This window comes from Priestia megaterium (genome assembly GCF_009497655.1).
GTDB classification, from domain to species: domain Bacteria; phylum Bacillota; class Bacilli; order Bacillales; family Bacillaceae_H; genus Priestia; species Priestia zanthoxyli.
This window is the reverse complement of sequence record NZ_CP023317.1, coordinates 3,458,648-3,481,043: the sequence shown is the minus strand read 5'-3', so window position 1 is coordinate 3,481,043 and position 22,396 is coordinate 3,458,648. Positions and strand designations below refer to the sequence as shown.

23 protein-coding genes and 2 pseudogenes are annotated in these 22,396 nt (G+C 34.7%); 20 read left to right on the top strand and 5 right to left on the bottom strand.

The genetic code is table 11. The annotated features are described in order from the left end of the window. The first annotated feature begins 212 nt into the window (after window positions 1-212). From CEQ83_RS17830 to CEQ83_RS17810, 5 genes are all read left to right on the top strand, one after another. Window positions 213-1,304: a low temperature requirement protein A gene (locus CEQ83_RS17830; RefSeq protein ID WP_189643470.1), complete on the top strand. Its 1,092-nt coding sequence runs from the start codon at window positions 213-215 to the stop codon at window positions 1,302-1,304. Window positions 1,305-1,340: 36 nt separating this feature from the next. Beyond that, the gene (locus tag CEQ83_RS17825; RefSeq protein WP_098112475.1) at window positions 1,341-2,177 is read left to right on the top strand and encodes an alpha/beta fold hydrolase; all 837 of its coding nucleotides are present in this window, start codon (window positions 1,341-1,343) and stop codon (window positions 2,175-2,177) included. Between the two features lie 337 nt (window positions 2,178-2,514). Then, entirely contained in the window at window positions 2,515-4,557 is a 2,043-nt protein-coding gene (locus CEQ83_RS17820) for a BglG family transcription antiterminator (protein ID WP_098112476.1), read from the top strand. Beyond that, window positions 4,557-4,838: a PTS sugar transporter subunit IIB gene (locus CEQ83_RS17815; protein WP_028414844.1), complete on the top strand. Its 282-nt coding sequence runs from the start codon at window positions 4,557-4,559 to the stop codon at window positions 4,836-4,838. Before CEQ83_RS17820 ends, CEQ83_RS17815 begins: the two co-directional genes overlap by 1 nt. A gap of 21 nt (window positions 4,839-4,859) precedes the next feature. Further along, window positions 4,860-6,239, top strand: a complete 1,380-nt coding sequence (locus CEQ83_RS17810) for a PTS ascorbate transporter subunit IIC (RefSeq protein ID WP_028414843.1) — start codon at window positions 4,860-4,862, stop codon at window positions 6,237-6,239. Between the two features lie 233 nt (window positions 6,240-6,472). Here CEQ83_RS17810 and CEQ83_RS17805 read toward each other — a convergent pair whose 3' ends face one another. Together CEQ83_RS17805 and CEQ83_RS17800 are read right to left on the bottom strand one after the other, a co-directional pair. Next, a complete protein-coding gene (locus CEQ83_RS17805) occupies window positions 6,473-7,372 on the bottom strand; it encodes an alpha/beta hydrolase family protein (protein ID WP_098112477.1) in 900 nt (299 codons plus the stop codon). A gap of 133 nt (window positions 7,373-7,505) precedes the next feature. Beyond that, entirely contained in the window at window positions 7,506-7,949 is a 444-nt protein-coding gene (locus CEQ83_RS17800) for an Lrp/AsnC family transcriptional regulator (RefSeq protein WP_098112478.1), read from the bottom strand. Between the two features lie 137 nt (window positions 7,950-8,086). Here CEQ83_RS17800 and CEQ83_RS17795 point away from each other — a divergent pair, with 137 nt between their 5' ends. The 7 genes and pseudogenes from CEQ83_RS17795 to CEQ83_RS27490 all read left to right on the top strand — a co-directional run. Next, window positions 8,087-8,671 carry a DJ-1/PfpI family protein gene (locus CEQ83_RS17795; protein ID WP_098112479.1) on the top strand — a complete coding sequence of 195 codons (585 nt, stop codon included), beginning with the start codon at window positions 8,087-8,089 and terminating at the stop codon, window positions 8,669-8,671. Window positions 8,672-8,913: 242 nt separating this feature from the next. After that, window positions 8,914-9,141 (top strand): helix-turn-helix transcriptional regulator, encoded by a 228-nt coding sequence (locus CEQ83_RS17790; protein ID WP_028414839.1) that lies wholly within the window; start codon window positions 8,914-8,916, stop codon window positions 9,139-9,141. Between the two features lies 1 nt (window position 9,142). Then, the gene (locus tag CEQ83_RS17785; RefSeq protein WP_014458864.1) at window positions 9,143-9,493 is read left to right on the top strand and encodes a DUF2178 domain-containing protein; all 351 of its coding nucleotides are present in this window, start codon (window positions 9,143-9,145) and stop codon (window positions 9,491-9,493) included. Between the two features lie 1,016 nt (window positions 9,494-10,509). Continuing rightward, on the top strand, window positions 10,510-11,064 hold the full coding sequence (locus CEQ83_RS17780) for an SF0329 family protein (RefSeq protein ID WP_155017452.1): 555 nt from the start codon (window positions 10,510-10,512) through the stop codon (window positions 11,062-11,064). A 19-nt stretch (window positions 11,065-11,083) separates the two neighbouring features. Further along, entirely contained in the window at window positions 11,084-11,710 is a 627-nt protein-coding gene (locus tag CEQ83_RS17775) for a hypothetical protein (protein WP_155007766.1), read from the top strand. A 114-nt stretch (window positions 11,711-11,824) separates the two neighbouring features. Continuing rightward, window positions 11,825-12,016, top strand: a pseudogene (locus CEQ83_RS17770) (tautomerase family protein); the annotation flags it as partial. Window positions 12,017-12,082: 66 nt separating this feature from the next. Then, window positions 12,083-12,253: pseudogene (locus CEQ83_RS27490) on the top strand (carboxymuconolactone decarboxylase family protein); the annotation flags it as partial. A gap of 85 nt (window positions 12,254-12,338) precedes the next feature. Here CEQ83_RS27490 and lepB read toward each other — a convergent pair. Beyond that, the gene (gene lepB / locus CEQ83_RS17760; RefSeq protein WP_155017451.1) at window positions 12,339-12,893 is read right to left on the bottom strand and encodes a signal peptidase I; all 555 of its coding nucleotides are present in this window, start codon (window positions 12,891-12,893) and stop codon (window positions 12,339-12,341) included. 404 nt (window positions 12,894-13,297) lie between these two features. Continuing rightward, window positions 13,298-13,645 carry a DUF2834 domain-containing protein gene (locus tag CEQ83_RS17755; protein WP_228123016.1) on the bottom strand — a complete coding sequence of 116 codons (348 nt, stop codon included), beginning with the start codon at window positions 13,643-13,645 and terminating at the stop codon, window positions 13,298-13,300. A gap of 130 nt (window positions 13,646-13,775) precedes the next feature. Here CEQ83_RS17755 and CEQ83_RS17750 point away from each other — a divergent pair, with 130 nt between their 5' ends. The 8 genes from CEQ83_RS17750 to CEQ83_RS17715 all read left to right on the top strand — a co-directional run bounded on the left by CEQ83_RS17750 (window position 13,776) and on the right by CEQ83_RS17715 (window position 21,613). Further along, window positions 13,776-14,315 carry a TetR/AcrR family transcriptional regulator gene (locus tag CEQ83_RS17750; RefSeq protein WP_028414833.1) on the top strand — a complete coding sequence of 180 codons (540 nt, stop codon included), beginning with the start codon at window positions 13,776-13,778 and terminating at the stop codon, window positions 14,313-14,315. Window positions 14,316-14,989: 674 nt separating this feature from the next. After that, window positions 14,990-15,199: a hypothetical protein gene (locus CEQ83_RS17745; RefSeq protein WP_028414832.1), complete on the top strand. Its 210-nt coding sequence runs from the start codon at window positions 14,990-14,992 to the stop codon at window positions 15,197-15,199. A 406-nt stretch (window positions 15,200-15,605) separates the two neighbouring features. After that, window positions 15,606-16,784, top strand: coding sequence for a DUF418 domain-containing protein (locus tag CEQ83_RS17740; protein WP_098112481.1), 1,179 nt, complete (start codon window positions 15,606-15,608; stop codon window positions 16,782-16,784). Between the two features lie 131 nt (window positions 16,785-16,915). Further along, window positions 16,916-17,203, top strand: coding sequence for a hypothetical protein (locus CEQ83_RS17735; RefSeq protein WP_028414830.1), 288 nt, complete (start codon window positions 16,916-16,918; stop codon window positions 17,201-17,203). 417 nt (window positions 17,204-17,620) lie between these two features. Next, window positions 17,621-18,607, top strand: coding sequence for a ketoacyl-ACP synthase III (locus CEQ83_RS17730; protein ID WP_155017450.1), 987 nt, complete (start codon window positions 17,621-17,623; stop codon window positions 18,605-18,607). Window positions 18,608-18,918: 311 nt separating this feature from the next. Then, window positions 18,919-19,446 carry an RNA polymerase sigma factor gene (locus CEQ83_RS17725; protein WP_155017581.1) on the top strand — a complete coding sequence of 176 codons (528 nt, stop codon included), beginning with the start codon at window positions 18,919-18,921 and terminating at the stop codon, window positions 19,444-19,446. Beyond that, window positions 19,436-20,767 (top strand): DUF4179 domain-containing protein, encoded by a 1,332-nt coding sequence (locus CEQ83_RS17720; protein WP_155017449.1) that lies wholly within the window; start codon window positions 19,436-19,438, stop codon window positions 20,765-20,767. Before CEQ83_RS17725 ends, CEQ83_RS17720 begins: the two co-directional genes overlap by 11 nt. A gap of 255 nt (window positions 20,768-21,022) precedes the next feature. Further along, complete coding sequence (locus CEQ83_RS17715) at window positions 21,023-21,613, top strand: GNAT family N-acetyltransferase (protein ID WP_155017448.1); 591 nt, start codon at window positions 21,023-21,025, stop codon at window positions 21,611-21,613. Window positions 21,614-21,825: 212 nt separating this feature from the next. Here CEQ83_RS17715 and CEQ83_RS17710 read toward each other — a convergent pair whose 3' ends face one another. Next, on the bottom strand, window positions 21,826-22,050 hold the full coding sequence (locus tag CEQ83_RS17710) for a hypothetical protein (protein ID WP_154989972.1): 225 nt from the start codon (window positions 22,048-22,050) through the stop codon (window positions 21,826-21,828). Between the last annotated feature and the right edge of the window lie 346 nt (window positions 22,051-22,396).

Sequence of the window (22,396 nt, the reverse complement as noted above, 5' to 3'; positions counted from 1 at the left end):
AAAACACGAAAGTAGAATGGCATCTATGGATCATTTATGTGACGGAGAAAATGTAACAACATAAAAGTAACTGTTAGATAGGTGAGCCGACTGATGAACCGTTGGCTCACCTATCTTTTACTAAGCTGCCTTTCATGAAGTATGCGTCTCTTATATATAAAATAAAGTACATTCACGACAGCCTGGTAAATGATAGGAAGGGATGCGGAGTAGTGGAAGAAAAAAAAGTTACGTGGCTGGAGCTTTTTTATGATTTGTTATTTGTGGCAGCCGTTGCTACTGCTACGCATGTTTTGCTTCACGTTGAACAAGGGTATATTCATGGAGAGTATTTGTTAAAGTTTGTACTAATCTTTATTCCTATATGGTGGGCGTGGACCGGACAAACGATGTTTATCAATCGGTTTGGACAAGACTTTTTGCATCAGCGCATTTTTATGATTCTTCAAATGCTGTTTGTTCTTATCATGATCTCAAGCTTGTCCGTAGATTTTAATCAATATTACGTCTCTTTTTTGATTGGCTATATTGGGCTAAGAGCGTTAACCTCGATTCAATACCTTATTGTTCAAAAATTTGAACGAGATGAACGAAAAAAAGTTGCTGTGTTTTTAGGCACATGCTTTGGAATTGGGATTTTCATCTCACTTCTTTCGCTTCTTTTTGATTCATGGATTCGCTACGCCGTGTTGTATACAGGAATTGCAGTGGATATGATTTTACCTGTTTTAGGGCATAATAGACTGGCAAAATTACCGACCAACACCGCTCATTTATTAGAGCGTTTTGCTTTGTTAACATTAATCCTGTTTGGAGAATCCGTTGTCAGCATTCTTGCTGTGATACAGCCACAAAAAGGGGACTGGAATACCATTTTATTTTCGGTTATTTCATTTGTCCTAATTATTGCTATGTGGTGGCAGTACTTTGAGAATGTAGAAAAGAAAGTAAACAAGTCTATTCAAAGAGCCGGACAAACGATTATTTACGGACACTTACTTATCCTCATGTCTCTAAGCATGATTGCAGCATCGATTAAGCTCATGTTTTTACATGAAGTTCAGTACACATTCAGCTTATATTTTGTATTCGGATCCGTGCTGCTTTATTTCATGGCAACCACTCTTGTTTTTCACCAATATAGATTTGAACAACATCGTTTGAAAGTGTATCACTTGGGAATGTTTTTAGGAATTTTAGCGGTATTTTTTATTGTTAACTTAATACTTATTGTTCCCAGCACTGTCGTCATAGGAGAATTAGCGATCTTTTTTATGATCTACGCTAGGTTTACGACCACTTAACCAAATAAAGAATGACTATATAATGGAGGTAGCGAAATGGCAAAAATTACGGTAGGAACAGAAAATGAAGCACCTATTGAACTATACTACGAGGATCACGGGACAGGAAAGCCGGTCGTCTTAATCCATGGCTGGCCACTAAGCGGACGGTCTTGGGAATATCAAGTTCCGGCTCTTATTGAGGCTGGACACAGAGTCATCACGTATGACCGCCGAGGATTCGGCAAGTCTTCTCAGCCATGGGACGGATACGATTATGATACATTTGCTGCTGATCTACATCAGCTGCTAGAACATTTGGATTTAAAAAATGTGACACTAGTTGGGTTTTCAATGGGTGGCGGAGAAGTAGCCCGTTATGTAGGAACATACGGCACAGATAGAGTAGAAAAAGCCGTATTTGCAGGAGCCGTACCACCATTTCTTTACAAGTCAGAGGATCATCCTGAAGGAGCATTGGATGATGCAGGAATCCAAGAATTTGAAAACGGCGTAAAAAATGATCGTTTAGCTTTTCTTGAGGATTTTACAAAAACATTTTTTGGAGCTGAAGACGGAAAGGGCTTAGTCAGCGAACCATTTCGACTGTACAACCGGGATATTGCAGCAGCTGCATCACCTAAAGGGACGCTAGACTGTATAGCTGCTTTCAGCAAAACGGATTTCAGAGACGATTTAGCTAAGTTTACAATACCGACTCTTATTATTCACGGTGATGCAGACGAGATCGTTCCATTTGAATATAGCGGAAAGCGAACGCATGAAGCCATTTCTGATTCGAAATTAGCTTTAATAAAAGGCGGTCCTCACGGCTTAAATGCAACGCATGCACATGAATTTAACGAAGCGCTGCTTTCGTTTTTAAGAGACTGAATATAAGTGAATGTTTGATAAGTAAAAACAGCTCGGAAAATAGTTAATGAACAGAAGAAGTGACCAAAGGGTCACTTCTTTTTTGTTTTTTTACGCCGGTAGAAAAGCTTACTATAGTAAGGGAGGCCATTTAAATTGCTTTACTATAGCTTTAAAAGATAAAAATCAAATAATAAACGTTTGCCATTCTGTGGTGCGAGAGCTTATGTTAAACTTTTAAATGGGAAATATAACCTTCAGTCCAACAGCTATTCTAAAATGACAACAAAGATTGGATTGAACAGTTATGTAATCGCTAACACTTCTATTTTATAATAAACATGAGGAGGATAATAAGATGTTTGATCATAAATCATTGCAGCTGCTTGAGCAGATGATTAATTACCCGAAGTTATCAATTCCGGAGTTGAGACTTCAAATAAATTTATCACCTCGACAATTTGCCTATACGCTTGATAAGTTGAACAATGCATTAAGCAATTTAGATTTACCGAAAATTCAAGTGATTGATATAGAATTTAAGGTTGATGAAAGAATTAAAAATTATTGGAAACTAGAAGGAACATCGCTTAACCGTCAGCAGTCAGTTTTTCAAGAGACTGAGCGGATATACTTAATTTATTTATACACGTATATAAGAAAAGAGCCTATAGCAAATATACATTATCAGTCTTTTCTGCAGGTAAGCAGGAATACAGCACTAGCGGATATTAAAAAGCTTCGTTCGTATTGTGAGAAAGAAGGCATTCAGTTATCTTATAACCGGACAGATGGCTTTCATCTAGAGGGAGAAGAGAGGCTTAAGCGTCGATTTGCAACTATTTGTATTGGAACACTTTTGCAATTGCCAATGGGCATTTCAGGGATGAAGCAGGTTCTTAATAGTTGGAATTATGAAAATACGGGTTCAGTAATTAGAGAGAACGTAAATGATTTAGCTAAAAAATATCGGATTGATTTTGTTAGTAACCGGCTAGATCAGCTAGTTTATGAACTCTTATTTCTACAGTGCAGGTCTGGGCATCATAAACTGATTCTACCAATCAAGCAAATTAAATTAATGAAAGAACAGCCCTTACTAAAAATGGGGGAAGAGCTATCAGCTTATTTATTTGATGAAGTGGCTGAAGCAGAGGTTATCTATCTAACGGTTCAATTGTTATCTGCTATGCAGAATATAGACGAGCTCCATATTGATGAAAAGCTTGACCTTGTATCGAGTACTATTATTTCAGAAGTAGAGCGCTTAATATTAGTACCATTTAAGGAAAGGCATATTTTAAAATCGCTCTTATATAAACATTTGGTACCAGCCTATTTTAGAATCATCTGTGAAGTGCCATTATCAAATCCGTTAATTGACACAATTAAAACAGAGCACGGTGTACTCTTTGAATTTGTTAAACAGGCGTTGAAGCCGCTTTCTGAATATACGGGAAAATGTATTTCAGATGAAGAGATAGGGTATTTTACGATTTTATTCGGTGGGCATGTTCGAAAACTGGAGGCTAAACCTAAAGTGTATAAAGCCACAATCGTTTGCCCAAACGGGATTAGTTCCTCTATGATGCTACGAACGCAATTACGACAACTGTTTCCAAAATTGCATTTTACAGAATCATATTCGGCTGCAGAAATCGAAAAACTGTCACCAGACAGTTACGATATGATTTTTTCAACTATTTATTTGGAATCATCCAAGCCTGTTTATTTAACACGTCCACTATTAACAGCGCTAGAGGAAAACTATTTGCAGCAGGCCGTGGCAGCTGATTTCAATTTGCCGGTTCAATCGACTATCCCAATGGATAAGTTAATGGCGACCATACGAAAATATGCAACTATTAAAAATGAAAAAGCGCTTTATGAAGATTTAACGAAACATTTAAGACAAAGCCATACACGTGAAAGGAGTTACGCCCCTATGCTTTCTGAACTTTTAACAGAGGATAAGATTCAATTCTCTGACGATTCTCTAGAGTGGGAAGAAGCAATCCAATTGGCAGCAAAACCTTTGGAGGAACAGCATTATATTACCTCAGCCTATACTCAAGCAATGATTGATAGAGTTTTAGAAATGGGAGCTTTTATTCATATAGGGAAAGGAATTGCTATTCCTCATGCCCGGCCAGAACAAGGTGTACAAGAGCTTGGTATGTCCCTTCTACGAATGAAGAAACCAGTTTTGTTACTGAACCAAGAAGAACATGCAATTGACTTGTTTATCTGTCTAGCAGCCATTGATAACAAATTACATTTAAAAGCACTGTCAGAATTGACCTCATTTTTAGTAAATGAAGACTCATTAAAACGTTTAAAAGAAGCTGAAACTTCAGCTGAAATTATAGCTATGATGCGAAAAAAAGGAGAAGATGAATAATGAAAATTTTAACAGTATGTGGATCAGGATTAGGAACAAGTTTTATGGTGGAAATGAATATTCAACAGTTGTTGAATGAGATGGGAGTAAGCGGCGTAGAAGTAAATCATTCTGATTTAGGTTCTGCAACACCAGAGGATGCAGACGTGTTCTTTCTTGCAAAAGATATTGCAGAAGGCGGGGCAAGCTTAGGAAACGTCGTAATTTTGGATAATATTATTGATTTAGAAGAATTACGCGCTAAATTAACAGGGGTTCTGCAAGAAAAAAATCTACTGTAAAGAAATTGAGAGGTGATAGCGATGAATCAGGTGTTAAATGTATTAGTTAACGTTCTGAGTGAACCCTCAGTTTTAGTAGCCATAATTGCTCTAGTAGGTCTACTTGCACAAAAGAAAAATCTTTCAGATACACTAAAAGGAACAACAAAAACGTTTGTTGGGTTCCTGGTTATTACAGCAGGTGCAGGGATTCTTCAACAAGCCCTTGCTCCATTTGGAGAAATGTTCAAAGCAGCATTTAACGTAAACGGTGTCGTTCCAAATAATGAAGCCATCGTTGCGATTGCACTGAGTAAATATGGTTCTTCGACCGCATTAATTATGTTTTTTGGTATGATTGTAAACCTGCTGATTGCTCGTTTTACACGATTTAAATATATTTTTCTGACAGGACATATCACTTTGTACATGTCATGTATGATTGCCATCATTTTATCCGTAAGTGGTTTTACATCGTTTTCATTAATTCTCTTTGGTGCTTTAACGGTGGGAATTTTCATGACGCTTTCTCCAGCCCTCGTTCAGCCTTTTATCCGTAAACTAACAGGTAATGATAATGTGGCATTAGGACATTCTGGAGCAGTTGGTTTTGCAGTTGGTGGTCTCGTGGGGATGGCTGTAAAGGGAAAGAAAGAGATTGTATCAACAGAAAAAATTAACTTTCCAAAAGGTCTCGGCTTCTTACGAGACAGTACGGTTAGTATTGCATTAACTATGGCGATTTTCTACGTTATTGTCGCTCTTTTTGCGGGGCCTGGTTATGTCGAAGGTAAATTAAGTGACGGAAAAAACTATATTTTATTTGCGGTACTTCAAGCAGGAATGTTTTCTGCCGGCGTTTTCGTCATTTTAGCTGGTGTACGATTGGTATTAGCTGAAATTGTACCAGCATTTAAAGGAATATCTTCTAAAATTGTGCCAAATTCAAAGCCAGCATTAGATGTTCCAATTATATATACTTATGCACCAAATGCTGTATTAATTGGTTTCTTTTCAAGTTTTTTAGGCGGCATTGTTAGTATGTTAATACTAGTTTTATCAGGAGGAATCATTATTTTACCAGGTGTAGTACCTCACTTCTTTACGGGTGCAGCTGCAGGGGTGTTTGGAAATGCAATGGGTGGTGTACGCGGTGCGATTTTAGGCTCATTTGTGAACGGCCTTTTAATCAGTTTCATGCCAATTCTATTAATACCCGTGTTGGGAGATTTGGGTCTATCAAATGCTACATTTTCAGATTCAGACTTCGGTATAGTGGGACTATTCTTGAGTGGGCTAGCTCATTTCGGTGGAAAAACTACCATTATGGTTGGTATTGGTTTAGTGTTACTGATAATGATCTTGGCCAGTATACGCAAGCAAGAAAGTCATGCAGTGCCTTACAAAAAAGTTGAGAAATAAAAAATGATAGACAAGAGCTTGAAGTAGTATCGTCAATCCATTCATTATCAGTTCATGCAATTAACAAAGGCATTCTGACCGCTTCAAGGATTCTTTAGGGTGACGCATCTGATTCGTAAGCATAAGGTTACAAATAAAATCCCTTAGAAGCTCATCAGTTTCTAAGGGATTTTAACTGCTCTTTTCTAGATATAATTGCTTCAAAAGAAAAGGTGGTACAACTGACTAATCTGTTAAAAAGAATGTAATAAAAAATTCAATATAGTGTTTTGCAGGTTTTCATGAAACTCTTTGCGATTAAAGCCTTCCGGATCCTGAGAAGGGAGGAAGGTAGGAGATTTCATAAAGTCCGGAAATGGACTGAGAAATGAAAAATGTCCTCCATTTTCTACAACGATATACTGAACTTTTTCCGCATCAGAAACCCCATTTAACACAAATTCCCCGTGAAAAGAAGGAGTAATCGTATCCTTTTCTCCTGTAATCATTAAAATAGGTATATTCACGTCTTCAAGAGCTCCTCTTTCTCTAAACCATCCGGCGGCTGGCGCTAAAAGAATAAGTGATTGAACCCGCTTATCATGATCAACAGATAAACAATAAGGCTTTTGATCAGGAGATTCAGAAGGAAAAGAAGTGGGAACTCCACCTGCTACGGCAAGAGCCGTATATCCTCCCATTGAATGGCCAATAAGAGAAATGTTATTTGAATGAATGGACGGAGAAAAGGGACTTTCTTTTAAAAACCAATCAATTACAGTACGTATATGAGTAGGTCGATTTTTTAGGTTATCTATTGTTCCAGATAGCGTATTATTTTCTCGATTATTAAATGGATGCTGAGGTACCCCTACAATAAAACCATTACGTGCTAAAAACTGGGCAATGGTTCGATAAGCAAGAGGCGTGCTTCCATCTCCATGAGAAATAATGACCAAAGGAAATAATCCGTCTGAAAGTGGAGCATCTTGCGCAGCGCTTATCGTGTAAGGTCCCATCTTTTCAACTTTTTCTTCTTTATATGTAGGATACATAATAAGTAAAGGAAAGCCGTGTTCATTTCCTTGATCTTCTATATCTACGAATTGACATCCGGCATAAAATGACTGTCTTTCATCTTTTTTTATTTGCACGTATATCCTCCTCCTTGTTTTTAAAGATCCCTATTACAACAGGCTCATATATGAAATTTGATTGATTTAGCTCTCTTGGAAAATCAATTTGGATACTGTTAACTAACAAATATATAAACATGCTTTTTTAAAGTTATCCACTGCTAGTATCTTGAAATAATTTAAGTTCCATATTCGTATGTGATGATAAAACGATGTTTGTTGAAGGTGTACCAAACTCCATAGCTTTATGAATAAATTCTTCTAAAGTATGTACGGACTCTGTACATATTTTTGCTATGTAACTTATTTTTCCTGCCACACGATAACATTCCATTACATCAGGATGAACGCTACAAAACGCGGCATGATCCTTACATTTTGTCGTTTCAAATAAAACAAACGCAGTTATGTTTCTATTCAATTTTTCTGCATCAACAATTGTTTTATAGCCTTTTATAATCCCGTTTTCCTCTAACCTTCTCACTCGTTCAATGGTAGAAGGAGAAGATAAGTAAACTTTTTGAGCTAATTCTTTCATTGAAATCTTAGCATTTGGCTGCAGTTCATGAAGTATTTTTCTATCTATTACGCCCATTTTATCGTCAACCTTTTTTTATTAATTATTATCAAGTAATTACCTAATTTAGTAAAGATATCTTTAGAAATAACCTAATTATTTGTATATAACATTGCATGAATATTTCATAAAATTTACTGAAAGGAGATGATTCTATGAAGAAAATATTATTACTTTTAGCAAATGGATTTGAAGCTGTAGAAGCAAGCGTTTTTACAGATGTGTTTGGATGGAATAAATTTGAGGGAGACGGCACGACTGAACTAATAACAGCGGGCTTACATCCAAAACTAACATGTACATGGAACTTTACTGTAATTCCAGAAATGCTAGTATCAGATATTAATGTAAAAGAATTTGATGCGCTTGCTATACCAGGTGGCTTTGAAGAAGCAAATTTTTACGAAGATGCTTACGATGAGAGATTCTTGCAGGTTATTCGAGAATTTCACTCAGCAGGAAAACCTATAGCCAGTGTCTGTGTTGCCGCTCTTTCACTTGGAAAAAGTGGAATTCTGGAAGGTAAAAAAGCTACTACCTATAATCACCCCACAAGTATAAGAAGAGCACAGTTAAGAGAATTTGGTGTACTTGTTCAAGACGATTATATTGTCGTAGACCACAATATAATTACTTCGTCAAACCCCAGCACCGGGTTTGATGTGGCCTTTTTACTATTAGAGAAATTAACTTCTATAGAAAATGTTCAACAGGTGAAAAACTTAATGGGATTTAACTAATCAACGAATATTGTTTTTAGCGAAGAAACGAAAATGAACCGTTTTTAAACAGTAAAAGGAAATGAGTACTTTATTTTTTGATGTTGAAATAGAAAAAGAGTTAGACTTCTCGCTAAGAGTCTAACTCTTTTTGTTTCCCTAGAATGTATAATAATATTTATCTTTTGTATAAGTTTACTTTACCTTTATCAAAGTTTGTTGTATTATATAGTTGTAGTCAAAAAAAAAGGAAGGTGATTACATTGAAAGAAAAAAATGGTGACTACGTTGAAAATAAAGTGTATGAACATCGGGTTTTAAACAGGATGTCTCAAAAAGAACTGGCTGACGCAGTTGGAGTATCTAAACAAACTATATATGTGATGGAGAAGAACAATTATTCGCCTTCTCTTGTTTTAGCTTTTCGAATAGCTGATTTCTTTAACGTAGATGTGAACGATATTTTTAGTTATGTGAAAGGAAGGGATTAAAATGATAACTGACAAAATAGAAAATGCCATTTTTACTCCTTTGAGAACCTGGACAGAACAATCAAATAGTAACTGGAATATGCTTATTTGTATTGGATTTATATCGCTTATAGTAGGAGCAGTTTTAATATATGTTTTTCAAAAGAAAATGGGCATGAGTGTGTCTGACGAAAGAACAAGCCAAATCGGTTTAAAAAGTGCCCTCGTTGTACTGTATGGAGTCATTTTGTGTGACCTGATTTTCCCAAAAGAATATATGTGGCAAATTTTCTTCTTATTTAAATATTCCATTGCATTCATTGCTTCAGGTATATATCTTGCTGTTCGATATAAAAGGGATTTTTTAAACTAGAGAATGACGCAGATTTGCCAGCAGTAAAAAAGCCATAGAAGGCTATACATTTCTTTGGCTTTAGTGTTTTAACTATAATTTTCTTACAACAACCTTATTAACTTCATGACAATCCTACTCTTATTTTTATGGTCGTCTTTAAACGAATAAGATTGATACATTTCTATAGACCAACCATCATTCATTCTCTTTCTTTAGTGCTCAACATTTCAGACATTCAATTATAGTAGACCATCGGTTACGTTTTATAAAATGAAATAGATGATGATCAATAACTAAATCATATTTATCATTAAATTTATAGTTAACTATATTCTCTACCTAGACGAGTGTGTCTCTACAGGAAAATATAGTGTTTACCGGAAAAGTATACTATAATTTATAGTAAAACAGATTCTATATTAAATTTCTCGTGAAAGCTGCCTTATCTGACAAACCGAGGCGGCTTTTACGTTTTTTATTTAAAAGGAGTATGACTATGAACAAGTATGATGAAATAGATTTTGAAAAGATCGCGCTTCACATACAGAAGCAAGTGGAAACAGACTCAAACAACGTACAGCTAAGAAAGGATGGGGTGATGGAAATAAGAGCATAAAAAAAGCTATTTCAATCGTATTGGCATCGGAGTGAAATAGCTTTTTCTATTTTACATTCAAGAGTTTGTTAGTTCATATGAAGATCCTTATATGTGAAGTATATCACAAACTATTTTTGTTGTGAAGGTAGCAAACGAAATTTGTATGACAAATTTTAAGGTGCAAGAAGCAATCTCATTATTTGCGAGAGGCTGCTTCTTTATTGCGTTGATGGGGTTTGAATATTCGGTTTAGCATAACTCGTACGCAGATAGAAAAGAGTGCTTGACTTAGAAGAGAAAGAGCAGCAAGAAATAGATCTTGATAAGGTATATGGATATGCTGAATACATTAGGAAAAACAAATATCTTATATAATATAATGTTTCTATAAGCTGAAGCGTATAGTTTTAGGAAAGAATAGGGGTACAAGGATAGTATGAAATGGACAAAAGTAAAGAAAGATATGGGGAATTTAATCTGTGGTAAATTGAAGCATAGATTGAGTATTCATCTAACTAAATATAACGTTTCTCGTGGAGAGCGGACGCGTATTTGGATTACTTTAGATAAAAAGGAAGTTTTTAATGCTTCTTCAGCAGAATATTTAATGGAACATGATAACCTCTGGGAGGAAGTGAAGAGAAAAACAAGCAAACCTTTTCCCGAGTGTTTATATGAATGTTTCCCAGAATTCATTGGCCAGGTAGATGATATGGACTACACTGCAAGTATTCTAAAACATAGAGGCGTTTTTAACGCTGAACATGTTTATAGCGCTTTTATCCAGTATCCTCAGCTGACCATTCATCGAGCATTAAATTCTGAGAATATTATTCTTCAAGCTCTTGCATTAGTAGATAGAAGGTTAGGCAAGAGGACATTGGAAGCTTTAAGATATGATTCTAATGTCCCCCCCCCCTTAATCATGAAATTTTATGAACTAAGATGCGAGGTTGATAACATCACGCCGTTCAAACATACGCCCAGTTAATAAAAAAGGAGGCTAAACTGTGAAGCCCACAAATTTTTTCATTAAAGATATCCAAGAATTTCAATCCACTAATAAAAATTTAAAAAGTATCTTTAACACAAATAAAGAATTGCCTGACCAAGTATTTAACCAAAGGTGTGATTATTATTTATTTGAAGAGTTCTATTGGGTGATGTGTGATGATTTTTGGCCTACCGTACAATATTTAACAAAAATCTTTAGTGAAAAGGAAGTTACAGTTGCGGTTTTAGATCCACACCCCACAAACTATTTTTATAAAGAGTTTGGCTATTTTAATTACTTGAAGCTTCCTACTTCTTTATCAAGTGAAGAGTATAGGAATGCCTTAGAAATTGGACCGGAGGATTACCCTGCGGATGCCCCTTACTATAATTCAGAGAAGGTGGTATGGTTTTCTTCTTCTAAGCAGTGGGCGATATGGGGAGAAAGGAGCTTAGATATATGTGTCATAGGTTTTAATGAATCTGTTTTGTTAGACCATTTAATGACATCACCATCTAAATGGTCGTATTTAAATGAAGATGTTGAAGATTTAATTGGCTTAAATTTTAGAAATATGAAGCTTTCTCAAGACTTTAAAGACAGCTTATCAAAAAACTATGCTCATGATAGAGATAGTGGATGAGTATTATATTAATCTGTAAAAGGGACAAAGCTCTCTATAACTGCAAAAAAATTCTTTGCCCTGGAAGCAAAGGATTTTTTTATAGATAAATTCATTACGTTCAATAAGTTTCCTTCTATTACATGTGGGCAGGGGAGAACTATTGAGCAGAAAAAGAAGCTACATCAGTCCATTGCAGAGGGACTTCACACTGACTTAGACCTTTCTACAAACAATATCTTTATTACAGTAAACGAAACAACCCTTGAAAACTGGTCATTTGGGCAAGGAATCGCACAAATGGTTAATCAAAAGGAGGCACAATAAATATGAATAACGGTATTAATTCTAAGCTGCTGAACGACATGAGAGATCTTGCTCCTAACTTTGTGACTTTCTGCTTTAATCAGTATTGGCAACACTGAACAAATGTCTTTTCATCTGCAGCTGGCAAAAAAGAATGGAGTGACTGAAAAAGAAATTATTGTACTAATAACTCATATGGCTTTTTACGTGGGGTGGCCAAAAGCAGCTGCAGTACTGAATATAGTAGCGGAGAAATAATAAAGGTAAAGCACATAAATATCGTTATTTTTTAGTTTGTATTTAATAGAAAAAGCTCCCTTTAATAAGGGAGCTTTTAAAGACTTTATTTAATCCATTGAAATTCTTTTAAAGGCCAATAAGCTAATTTTGCTTTTCCTACGATTTTGTCTACGGAGATTGTTCCTACTTGAGGTGATCTGCTATCTAAGCTATACATTCTATTATCTCCCATGACAAACAATTGACCTTCTGGAACTGTTTTGCTGCCTGTAAAATCCTCAAGTTTAAAATCCTCAGTTAACGGGCCTGTTACTATTTCTTTTTTGTATTGATCCAAATAAGGCTCTTCATATTTTTTTCCGTTTATATATAGCGTGTCATTGCGATATTCTATATGATCACCCGGTAAACCAATTACTCTTTTAATATAGTCTTTTTCCTTTGTAGCGTGAAAAACGATAATATCAAATCTTTTTATATTATCTGCGTTATTTTTACCCATTTCATTAAGAATAATATGTTCACTATCTTTTAAAGTAGGCATCATCGATTCACCGTCTACTACTATAGGCGTAAATATGTACTCTCTCACCACACAAGCCAGGATACAAGCAATAACGATGGATTTGATCCACGAAAAAATCTCTTTCTGTTTCAATTTAAAACTCCTCTACAACCGTAATACATGTTTAAGAGTATAACACAATATATAGAAATAAACCTTTAATTTAACAATTAAAGGTTTACTTAGATGATTTTTTAACAAGTTCAATAAACTTCATTGCATGATTTTGATCCTGCTTTATTATCTTTACTTTTTGGGGATCTAAAGGAATCTTTTTTATTTTATTATCTTTCCAAATGATAGTGTTATAAGATGGAACCTTATATAAATCTCTAAACCACTCCTCGAAGGAAGAAACACGTACAGCAAAGATGCTCGCAAAGGCTATTAAAGTTGTACTAGAGGAAACAGCTGATTAATACTTAATTAGATAAAAAGAAAGCCTTGTTTTATTTTGCAAAAGGCTTTCTTTTTGCAATACAAAGTCTTTTAATCTGCTAAATGCGTTTGCGCAGCAACAGATACAAAAGGGGACCGAACGAGCCAATTATTAGTGTGACTAGTGCCCATGGCCAAAAAGAACGATTTGTCTTTTTTGTATCATGCCACATCCATACAAGCACTAGAATTAGTGCTATCAATAAATCAAAGAATATTTGCATAGAAGCATAGTTGTTAAATGCCTGAGAAAAAATACCAAGGAAGCCATAATGATATACGGCCAGACCTGTTAAAACAGAAAAAGATACTAATACTAAAATAAGTAATGCTTTTGGTATTCGATTATTTCTAGAAAATGTGTTACTGTCCATTGATTTGTCGTTTTTACTTACCAATTCAATCATCCCCCTTTCTTAAAATGTAGCACTCATTACATTTTTTATCAACAAAAAAATGAATGGGAATAATGCAAAGCAGCTAAGTTTCCTTCATAATTGTATCTATACGACAGAAAAAGACAGTAAGGAGCTTTATATGAAAAAAGGTGAAAAGAAAAAACAAGAAATTATAGAAAAAACGGCTGACTATATTTTATTAAATGGTCTGCAGGCCTCCAGTTTGCGAAATCTTGCGAAAGCAGCGGAAACCAGCGATAGAATGCTACTTCATTATTTTAATGACAAAGAGGAATTATTTACGGTTGTGCTATCCTTTATTTCTCAAAAGCTTATTTACATGCTTCACAATACAGAAATGGAGAAGCATTCATTTCAGACGCTAGTTCCCCATTTGTATAACATGATGAGAGATCCTGAAGTTCGTCCATACATTAAGCTGTGGCTTGAATTAGTTGCGGTTGCATCAAAAGAAGGGGACCCATTTCATTCTGTAGCAAAGGAAATCTGCGACAGCTTTTATCAGTTCTACCTAGATATCATTAAGGTAGACGAAGGAGAGGATAAAGAACAAGTAGCAGCACTAGCTCTTGTTACAATTGAAGGAATAGCTCTCTTAGATGCAGTAGGTGACGATGCTCGTATTACAAAAGCGATTGCGGCAATTAATAAGGGTTGATCTGCAATAAGCGGAAAATAGAACCCTCTCTATTTTTTGAGTGATAGGTTAGGAACATCAAACTCTAAAAGCAAGCGAGTAAGATAGATGTAACTACTTCTCCTAGAGAACTGTACAGAAGGCCATAGCAGTAGAAATGGTGGGGGTTCTCAAAATAAGAGCATAAAAAAAGCTATTTCAATCGTATTGGCATCGGAGTGAAATAGCTTTTTCTACTTTACATTCAAGAGTTTGTTAGTTCATGTGAACATCCTTACATGTGAAGTATATCACAAACTATTTTTGTTGTGAAGATGAAAAACGAAATTTGTATGACAAATTTTATTGCGTTGAGAGATTTTGAATGGGTTATTTAGCGTGGCCCTTACGCAGAGGCTATTTTAGAACAGCTGAGCATCTTAATAAAAATTGACGTCACCTCTCAATACCTCAAAAAAACCTGCTTCTTTTAAAGGAACCTTTCAACTTCTACAGATAAACAAACACTAGTTTATCAGGTATATTGTTAAGAGAAGTTTTAAGTGGTAAGTTTGTGTTCACTATATTTGGTATAATAAACATTTTTGGATGGCTACTCATGTACAGGAAATATAGATAACAGTAGCTCTGCCGATAAACAACCTTTTTAAAGAAAGCCATCTTATCGATAAAAATGATAAAAAGGAGGGACTCCAATGAAATTTGACGTACCTGAATTAGTTGAAGCAAAACGTCAAATTGATTCAACTTTACATAAACTCAGACAGACAGTAAAAACGTTTGAAGCTAAAGAAAATGCCGATAGATATAAATCTCAAATAACCTTAGCTAAAAGAAGGATACAAGCATTCGAACTTTCAGTAGCTCTTATTGAAAGGGAGATAAACGAACTTTCTAAAAGCTAGATGCCAGCTTTTAGAATATGAATTACAAAACGTTGGAAAACGTTATATTGCAGTAAAAGCATTTTAATTTATCTTCAATTGTCGCTTAGAGTGGAATATCAGAAAGAAAGAAACCTTAAAAATACTAGGGTTTCTTTTTTTTGTAATTAGTACTCTGCGTAAGCCAGTATATCTTTTGGATTTTGGCTAAACCTGTTTCCAAAGCAGGCAGCCTTCGCACTTCTCAAAACGTATCTACGCTCTCTTTATTGCACTAAAAATAATTCATTCATTTAAAAATAAGGGTTGAAGGTGACGCGACGTAATCTAATATAGTTGAACTATGACATATCAAGAAGGAGAGTAACGAAAATAAACAATCCTTTTTAGAAATGTATTCGGAACGTTATTAGAATGAAAGTAAAGGATGGGGGCATGGGAAGTGGAGAATAAAAAACGAATTCGCTCTTTAGATATATTAAGAGGACTAGCGATTCTGGGAACATTAGGAACAAATATTTGGCTGTTTGCCTATCTGGGAGATATAAATTATATATTTACTTTTAACCATAATCAATGGTGGTTATCAGGAGATGACTTTTTAAGAATCCTTTTTCTGTCCTTAATTAACGGAAAATTACTTGGCCTCTTAGCCATTATGTTTGGTGTTGGTTTAGAACTGAAATATCAGCAATCAAAACGATTAAATCAGACTTGGCCGGGAAGGTACATATGGCTGTCTTTACTTTTATTAATGGAAGGGCTTTTGCACTTTATTTTTGTCTTAGAGTACGACATTTTAATGTCTTATGCAGTAACTGCCATTGTCGTATCACTTATCGTAAAAATGCGAAAGAGAATGATACGAATAACAATGATTAGTGCAGCAGCGATTCATCTTTTCTTTATAGTACTTGTGTTCTTAGGTGTGCTAACTAACTCAATAGGAGATGAGCTAGTTGCTGTGCCAAAAGAAGTGATGAACCTTTATCAACATGGATCATGGATGAATCAAATTCAGTATCGACTTTTTCATTTTTGGGAGCTGCGCACAGAAGCAATTTTCGTCATTCCATTTAATATATGTATGTTTTTAATTGGTGTTTTACTAGTGAGAATAGGGGCTTTTGACAATAACTCCAATGGTATTAATATCAGAAAGAGGATGATGAAGACAGGACTTTTAGTTGGGCTACCTCTAAACCTATTATTATTTGTTCCTGGAGGATACTTTGATTTTCCAGTAAGGTATGTGTTTGCCCCTATTTTATCGATTGGATACATGGGAGCTATTAGTTTCCTAATTGAAAAATTTCAGGCCTTTTCATTATGGAGAGTTTTAGAAAAAGTAGGTAAGATGTCTTTAAGTTGCTACGTGTTACAGAATGTTTTAAGCTCAATTTTATTTTATGGATGGGGCCTTGGATTGGGTGGACACCCTCGTTCATTCTTCGTCATTTTTGTTTGGGTATTAATCTGTTTGTTTCAAATGTTATTTGCTACTTTGTGGCTTCGTTATTTTAAAATGGGTCCTATGGAATCAGCGCGTAAACGCTTAGCCAATTTAACTATAAGGAAAAATATAAAGAAAGATCTTAAAATGTAAGTCAGCTTCTTTTGGATGAATATCAAACATGTTATAAGAAGCAAAACTTTTACATAGAATTTTATGTTAAATTGATATTAGATATTAGAAATTTTAACCAATTAATAGTCCGTAGAGGAGAATTAAAGAAAATGGCTAACTTCTTCTTAATACTTATCGGCTTCTTTATTATCATTGCAAATATCGTTGGATTTATCTCCTACCAAAAAAAGAAAAGTCTATACGCTGCTGCTTTCACAATATTGATACTGGCGGCTTTATTTGGGGCAATAGGCGGTATATTAGCACTGTTAATCATTAGAGACGCTTTTGCCATATTTTATGGTTTACAAGTTGGATACTATTTACTTATAAATAGCGCAATTGTTCTGTTAATGGCAGTTATAGTCACAGTTATAAAACAATATAACAATAAATAAAAAATTTGCTTAGTAAGACTTATACTTCATAAATTTGTAGTTACCATAATACCTGTTTCCGGAACTCATGCAAAAAACAAACCCTTGGTACTCAAGGGCTTGTTCGCCTTTTGAGTTTATCGTTTATACAGCTTTTTATAGATCCCTTATTTATAAAGGTTTGATGCAAGAGAAAAAATAAAATGAATGAATAAAAAATTTGCATTTTATGCATATGGTCATTACCTTAACCCTCTAATAAGCTTACTAAATATAAACCTCTTCCAGGTATAATTCGGGGGAGGTTTATATTTTTATTATTAAGCTTGAATGAATTTTAATTTACAATTTTTTCATATAAAATCATTGACTTTATTAGTACCTAGTACTAATATCAATTTATATATCTTGGTAACAAATAAGAGAAGGGTGAATACAATGAAATCAACTGCACGTATTACAGCAATAGGTACATATGTACCGAAAAAAAGACTTACCAATGACGATTTAGAAAGAATTGTAGATACAAACGATGAATGGATCGTGAAACGAACTGGCATGAGGGAAAGAAGAATTGCTGATGAAAACGAATATTCTTCTGATCTAGCTGTTAAAGCAATTGAAAACTTAGTGGAGCAGTATCAGAAAGAGTTAAAGGATGTAGGATGTATCATTGTCTCAACTACGACACCGGACTATGCATTTCCAAGCGTAGCAGCTCAAATACAAGGCTACTTTGATATTCCTACAACAGGGGCCCTAGACTTTAATGCTACCTGTGCTGGTTTTACATACGGATTACACATGGCAAACGCTTTTATTACATCAGGACTTCATCATAAAGTCCTAATCGTAACTGCAGAAACGTTATCAAAGGTTACAGATTATACAGATCGCACTACATGTGTCCTATTTGGGGATGGAGCTGCAGCTGTTTTGGTCGAAAGTGATGTAGAGCGCCCGAGTTTTATTGCTACGCATATCGGTACAAATGGAAAGGGAGGTAAACATGTATACCGCACCAATTTATCTACTACTATGCATGGACAACCTTTGAGTTCGGGTGGCAAGATGGTGCAAAACGGAAGGGAAGTATATAAGTGGGCATCTCGAACAATTCCTTTAGGTATATCTGAATTGCTAGAACAAGCAAATCTACAAAAGAGAGAAGTAAATTGGTTCGTTCCACACAGTGCCAATTTACGAATGATTGAATCTATATGTGAAAGATCAGAGTTTCCAGTCGAGAAGACATTAACTAGTGTTGAGTACATGGGAAACACTTCTTCCGTTTCCATTCCTCTAGCATTACAAATAGGGATAAACGACGGGAAATTAAAAAATGGAGATGTTCTCTTACTCTACGGATTTGGAGGAGGCCTTACCCACGCAGGCCACCTTATTAAATGGGATTTAGGTAAGTAGTAAATAATTAATGTATACCATTACAACAAGAATTCTACAGCTTATACTATCTTTAATAAACGGAAGAATGAAAACAATAAACAAAGAAAATTAAATGCATTTCTACTAGAAAGCTATCTCGTTTACCAATGGCGGGGTAGCTTTTTATATTTTCTACAATCTTTACCATGCTCTTAGTCAAAAACACCTTGACTAAAAAAAAGGTAATTAGAGTCTTTTTATACCGTTAGTTCATTTTTTTATTAAAATTTTAAGCCAAATGCCAAGTAACTTTGTCTAATAAGTATAAAAGGAAAAAGAAGAGAGGAAGGATTTCAATTATTAGGATCGTTAAGAAAGCTCAAAAAGGTAATGATAAAGCTTTTTTGAAGCTTTTTCAGACATATGAACAAGATATTTATCGAATGGCTTATGTATATGTCAAAAATAAGGACGATGCTCTTGATGTAGTGCAAGAAGTAGCATACCGTTCTTTTAAAAAGATAGATACATTAAAAAAGCCTGAATACTTTAAGACATGGTTAATCAAGATTACCATTAGGTGCGCAATCGATCATTTAAGAAAAAATAGCAAGGTCGTTCAATTACATCCAGAACATGAGGAAATCATCGGCTCAGGCATTGAAGATATTCCCCTTACATTGTCCCTTCACCAACTAGTAGAAGAATTAAATGAAGATGAAAAAAGTGTTATTATTTTACGGTTTTATGAAGGCTATTCTTTTAGGGAAATAGCTGAGACGTTAACCATTCCTTTGGGCACGGCAAAATCTATTTTATATCGTGCTTTAGCTAAACTTCGTAAACAAGTGAAAGGCGTTGGTATTTATGAAGAATAAACTAAAACAAGAACTTGAACAAATTGAAATTCCAAAAGAATTACACATGAGAGCCAAACTCGGTGTAGAAAAGGCTAAATCAGAGCAACCAAGAAGAACGTTTAAAAAAGCAATTGTGTTTTCAGCTGCCGCAGCCTTATTCCTTATAGGCTCTGCAGGTGTAAGTGCAGCGGCCTTTCCAAGTTTTAACCACTTACTATCTCTTGTTAGTCCTGACATTGCTTTGTTTCTTCAGCCTATTGAAACCACTAGTGAAGATAAAGGAATAAAAATGAAGGTTATAGGTGCCATGAATGATGATGAAATGGCTGTTATTTATGTTACGATGCAAGATTTAACCGGTAACCGCATAGACAAAACGTTGGACCTTTATGATTATACACTAACTGAAGGGCATATGTTTAATAGCCAAATTGTTGACTACGATAAAGATACAAACACAGCGACGTTACGAGTTCAAGCAAACGGAGGCACAAACTTAAACCATAAAAAAATAAATTTCCAAATAAGCTCTTTCCTTAGCAACAAGCATAACCATGATGGTATTCATGTAGACACTCACTTAGCAGATTTAAAAAATAAAGAAGTAGCGACAGTTTCTATTAACTCAGATAGTACGTCTGGAGGTGGTGGAGAGATGTTTAATAAACTTGAAAAAGGTGAAAAGATAGAAATCTTAAAACCTAACGAAACTATTATCTCTCTGCCAAAAATAAAATTTATGCATGTATCAAATATTGGATTTATTGATGGTCAACTTCACGTTCAAACAAAATGGTCCAATGAAGATATAGATAGCCACGGAGATTTTTATTTAGTCAATCCTTCAGGCAAGAAGATAAATGCTTCTTCCAACATCTCTTATGGAGTAGATGAATCAGGAGAAACTGTTTACGGAAATAACTATGTAGAATATATCTTTGATGTAAATAATGAAGATCTTAGTAAGTTAAAGCTTATGGGAGACCTTATATCTAACGGCAATTTTACAAAGGGTAATTGGAGCACTACATTTAAACTGCATTCTGTAGAAAAAGAAAAAAGTCTGAGTTTTAATGAAAACCTTGGCAGTTGGAAAGCAACTAAAATGACCCTTTCATCGCTAGGTGTAACGCTATATGGAAAAGGCAAATTTAAAGACACTGATAACATAAAAGTGAGTGTCAAAATGAAAAATGGAAGCAGCCAATCACTCGATTCATTACAAAACTTTAGTGACAACAAAAGCGTTAAAGCTAAATTTCTATCTTCTTCTCCATTAGATCTATCAAAAATCGATACAATCAACGTAAATGGTACAGTCATAAAAGTCTCTAAATAAAAGATAAAGCTAAGTTTCTTACTTATCGCACTAAGAAACTTAGCTTTTTTAGCATTAACGATTTTAATAGCTCTCCTAAACGTTGATTCGTTAAGGTTACAATGCATATGGATTGGAAAGATATACGTTTAAAAAAGTATCTGTAATAGTACCTTCTTATCCCACTAAATAAAAACTTTTGGTACAAACTAGGAAATTTATAAGTGATAAAAGAAAAGGTCTTCTTAAGCGATTAATAAGTCTAGGAGGATTTTCTTGTATATAAGAGATTATAAAGAAACAGATGAAACTGAATGGCTTCGGTGTAGAGTATTGTCGTTCTTGGACACTGCTTATTTTGATAACGTTCTTAGAGTGAAAGAGAAATATAAAAATTCAGCTGTTGAGCTAGTGGCTGTAGAAAATAAGCAAATTGTGGGACTTATTGATGTTGAATGTGAATCTCAAAAAGGCACGGTTTGTTCCGGTTTAGAGAGCGGGCTTGGAGGTATGATCTGGCATCTTGCTGTTCACCCAGATTTTCGTCGCAAGGGAATTGCCAATCAACTACTTTATGCAGCAGAAAATCGAGTTAGAAAGCTAGGGATTACTTATCTTGAAGCGTGGACTCGGGATGATCACTGGGTAAATAAATGGTATTTAAAAAACAATTTTAAAGCCAGGGCGTCTCATTTACATGTATTCCTTGAAACATCTACCGAAATAAAAAAAGCAATTAGTAGCTCATTCCACTATTTACAGCCAGTTCAGGCATTTGCCCATTATACAGGACCTGAAAAGGAAAGGGTGATTCGTGAATATGAGAGAGTGCATGAGTGCTATTGCTATCAAAAGGAACTCTTGTAATGATGACTAATTCTTTTGTGTTATCGATCAAACTTATTTTTTATTAGAATATTTTTAGGAATACTCTTTTTAAAACAATAAGATTTATAATGTGATATTAAAGCTACTTTGGAAGAAGTAAAAAATAAGTTGAAGCTAATGTAATACCTGTTTCAACAATCAAAACAGCCTTTAGGTTGGCAAATCTAAAGGCTGTTAGTATATCTAGATATTTAATATTCCTTGTATGTAACAGTTACATTCTTATAATCATTAGGGCTTATTGGGTCAAATAGATAGTGGATTTTTAATTGGTTCTGATTCATCCATTCTAATTTGTAGTTATCCTCGTAAAACATTCTGTAACCATCATCACCACGAATATCCACAAGTTTTTTTGATAATAATTTAAATTTCCACAGTTGATAGACCTCACTATGACGCGTTTCTTTAACCACAAAAGCTTCATTCCTGCTAGGGGAATAAAAAGTAGTGTATGCAGTATCACTATCTATAAGCAGCCACCAACAAAAATTACTTACTATGAGAAAGGTCGAACATATAACAGTAAGGGTTTTTAACGTTTTATCTTTTAGTTTATACATAATAATCCTGGTAACGGATAATAGGATTACGGTATTTATAATAAGGTCAATAGTGTCCTCAGAAAAGTTGGTGCCTTGCACGTAAATGCCATTCAAATTTAGAACAAGCATTATAATTTTCAGTAGAATACTTAATACACAAATGAATAACGTTATAACAAAATTTCTTCCCAAATTGATTTAACCTCTTTTAATTTTT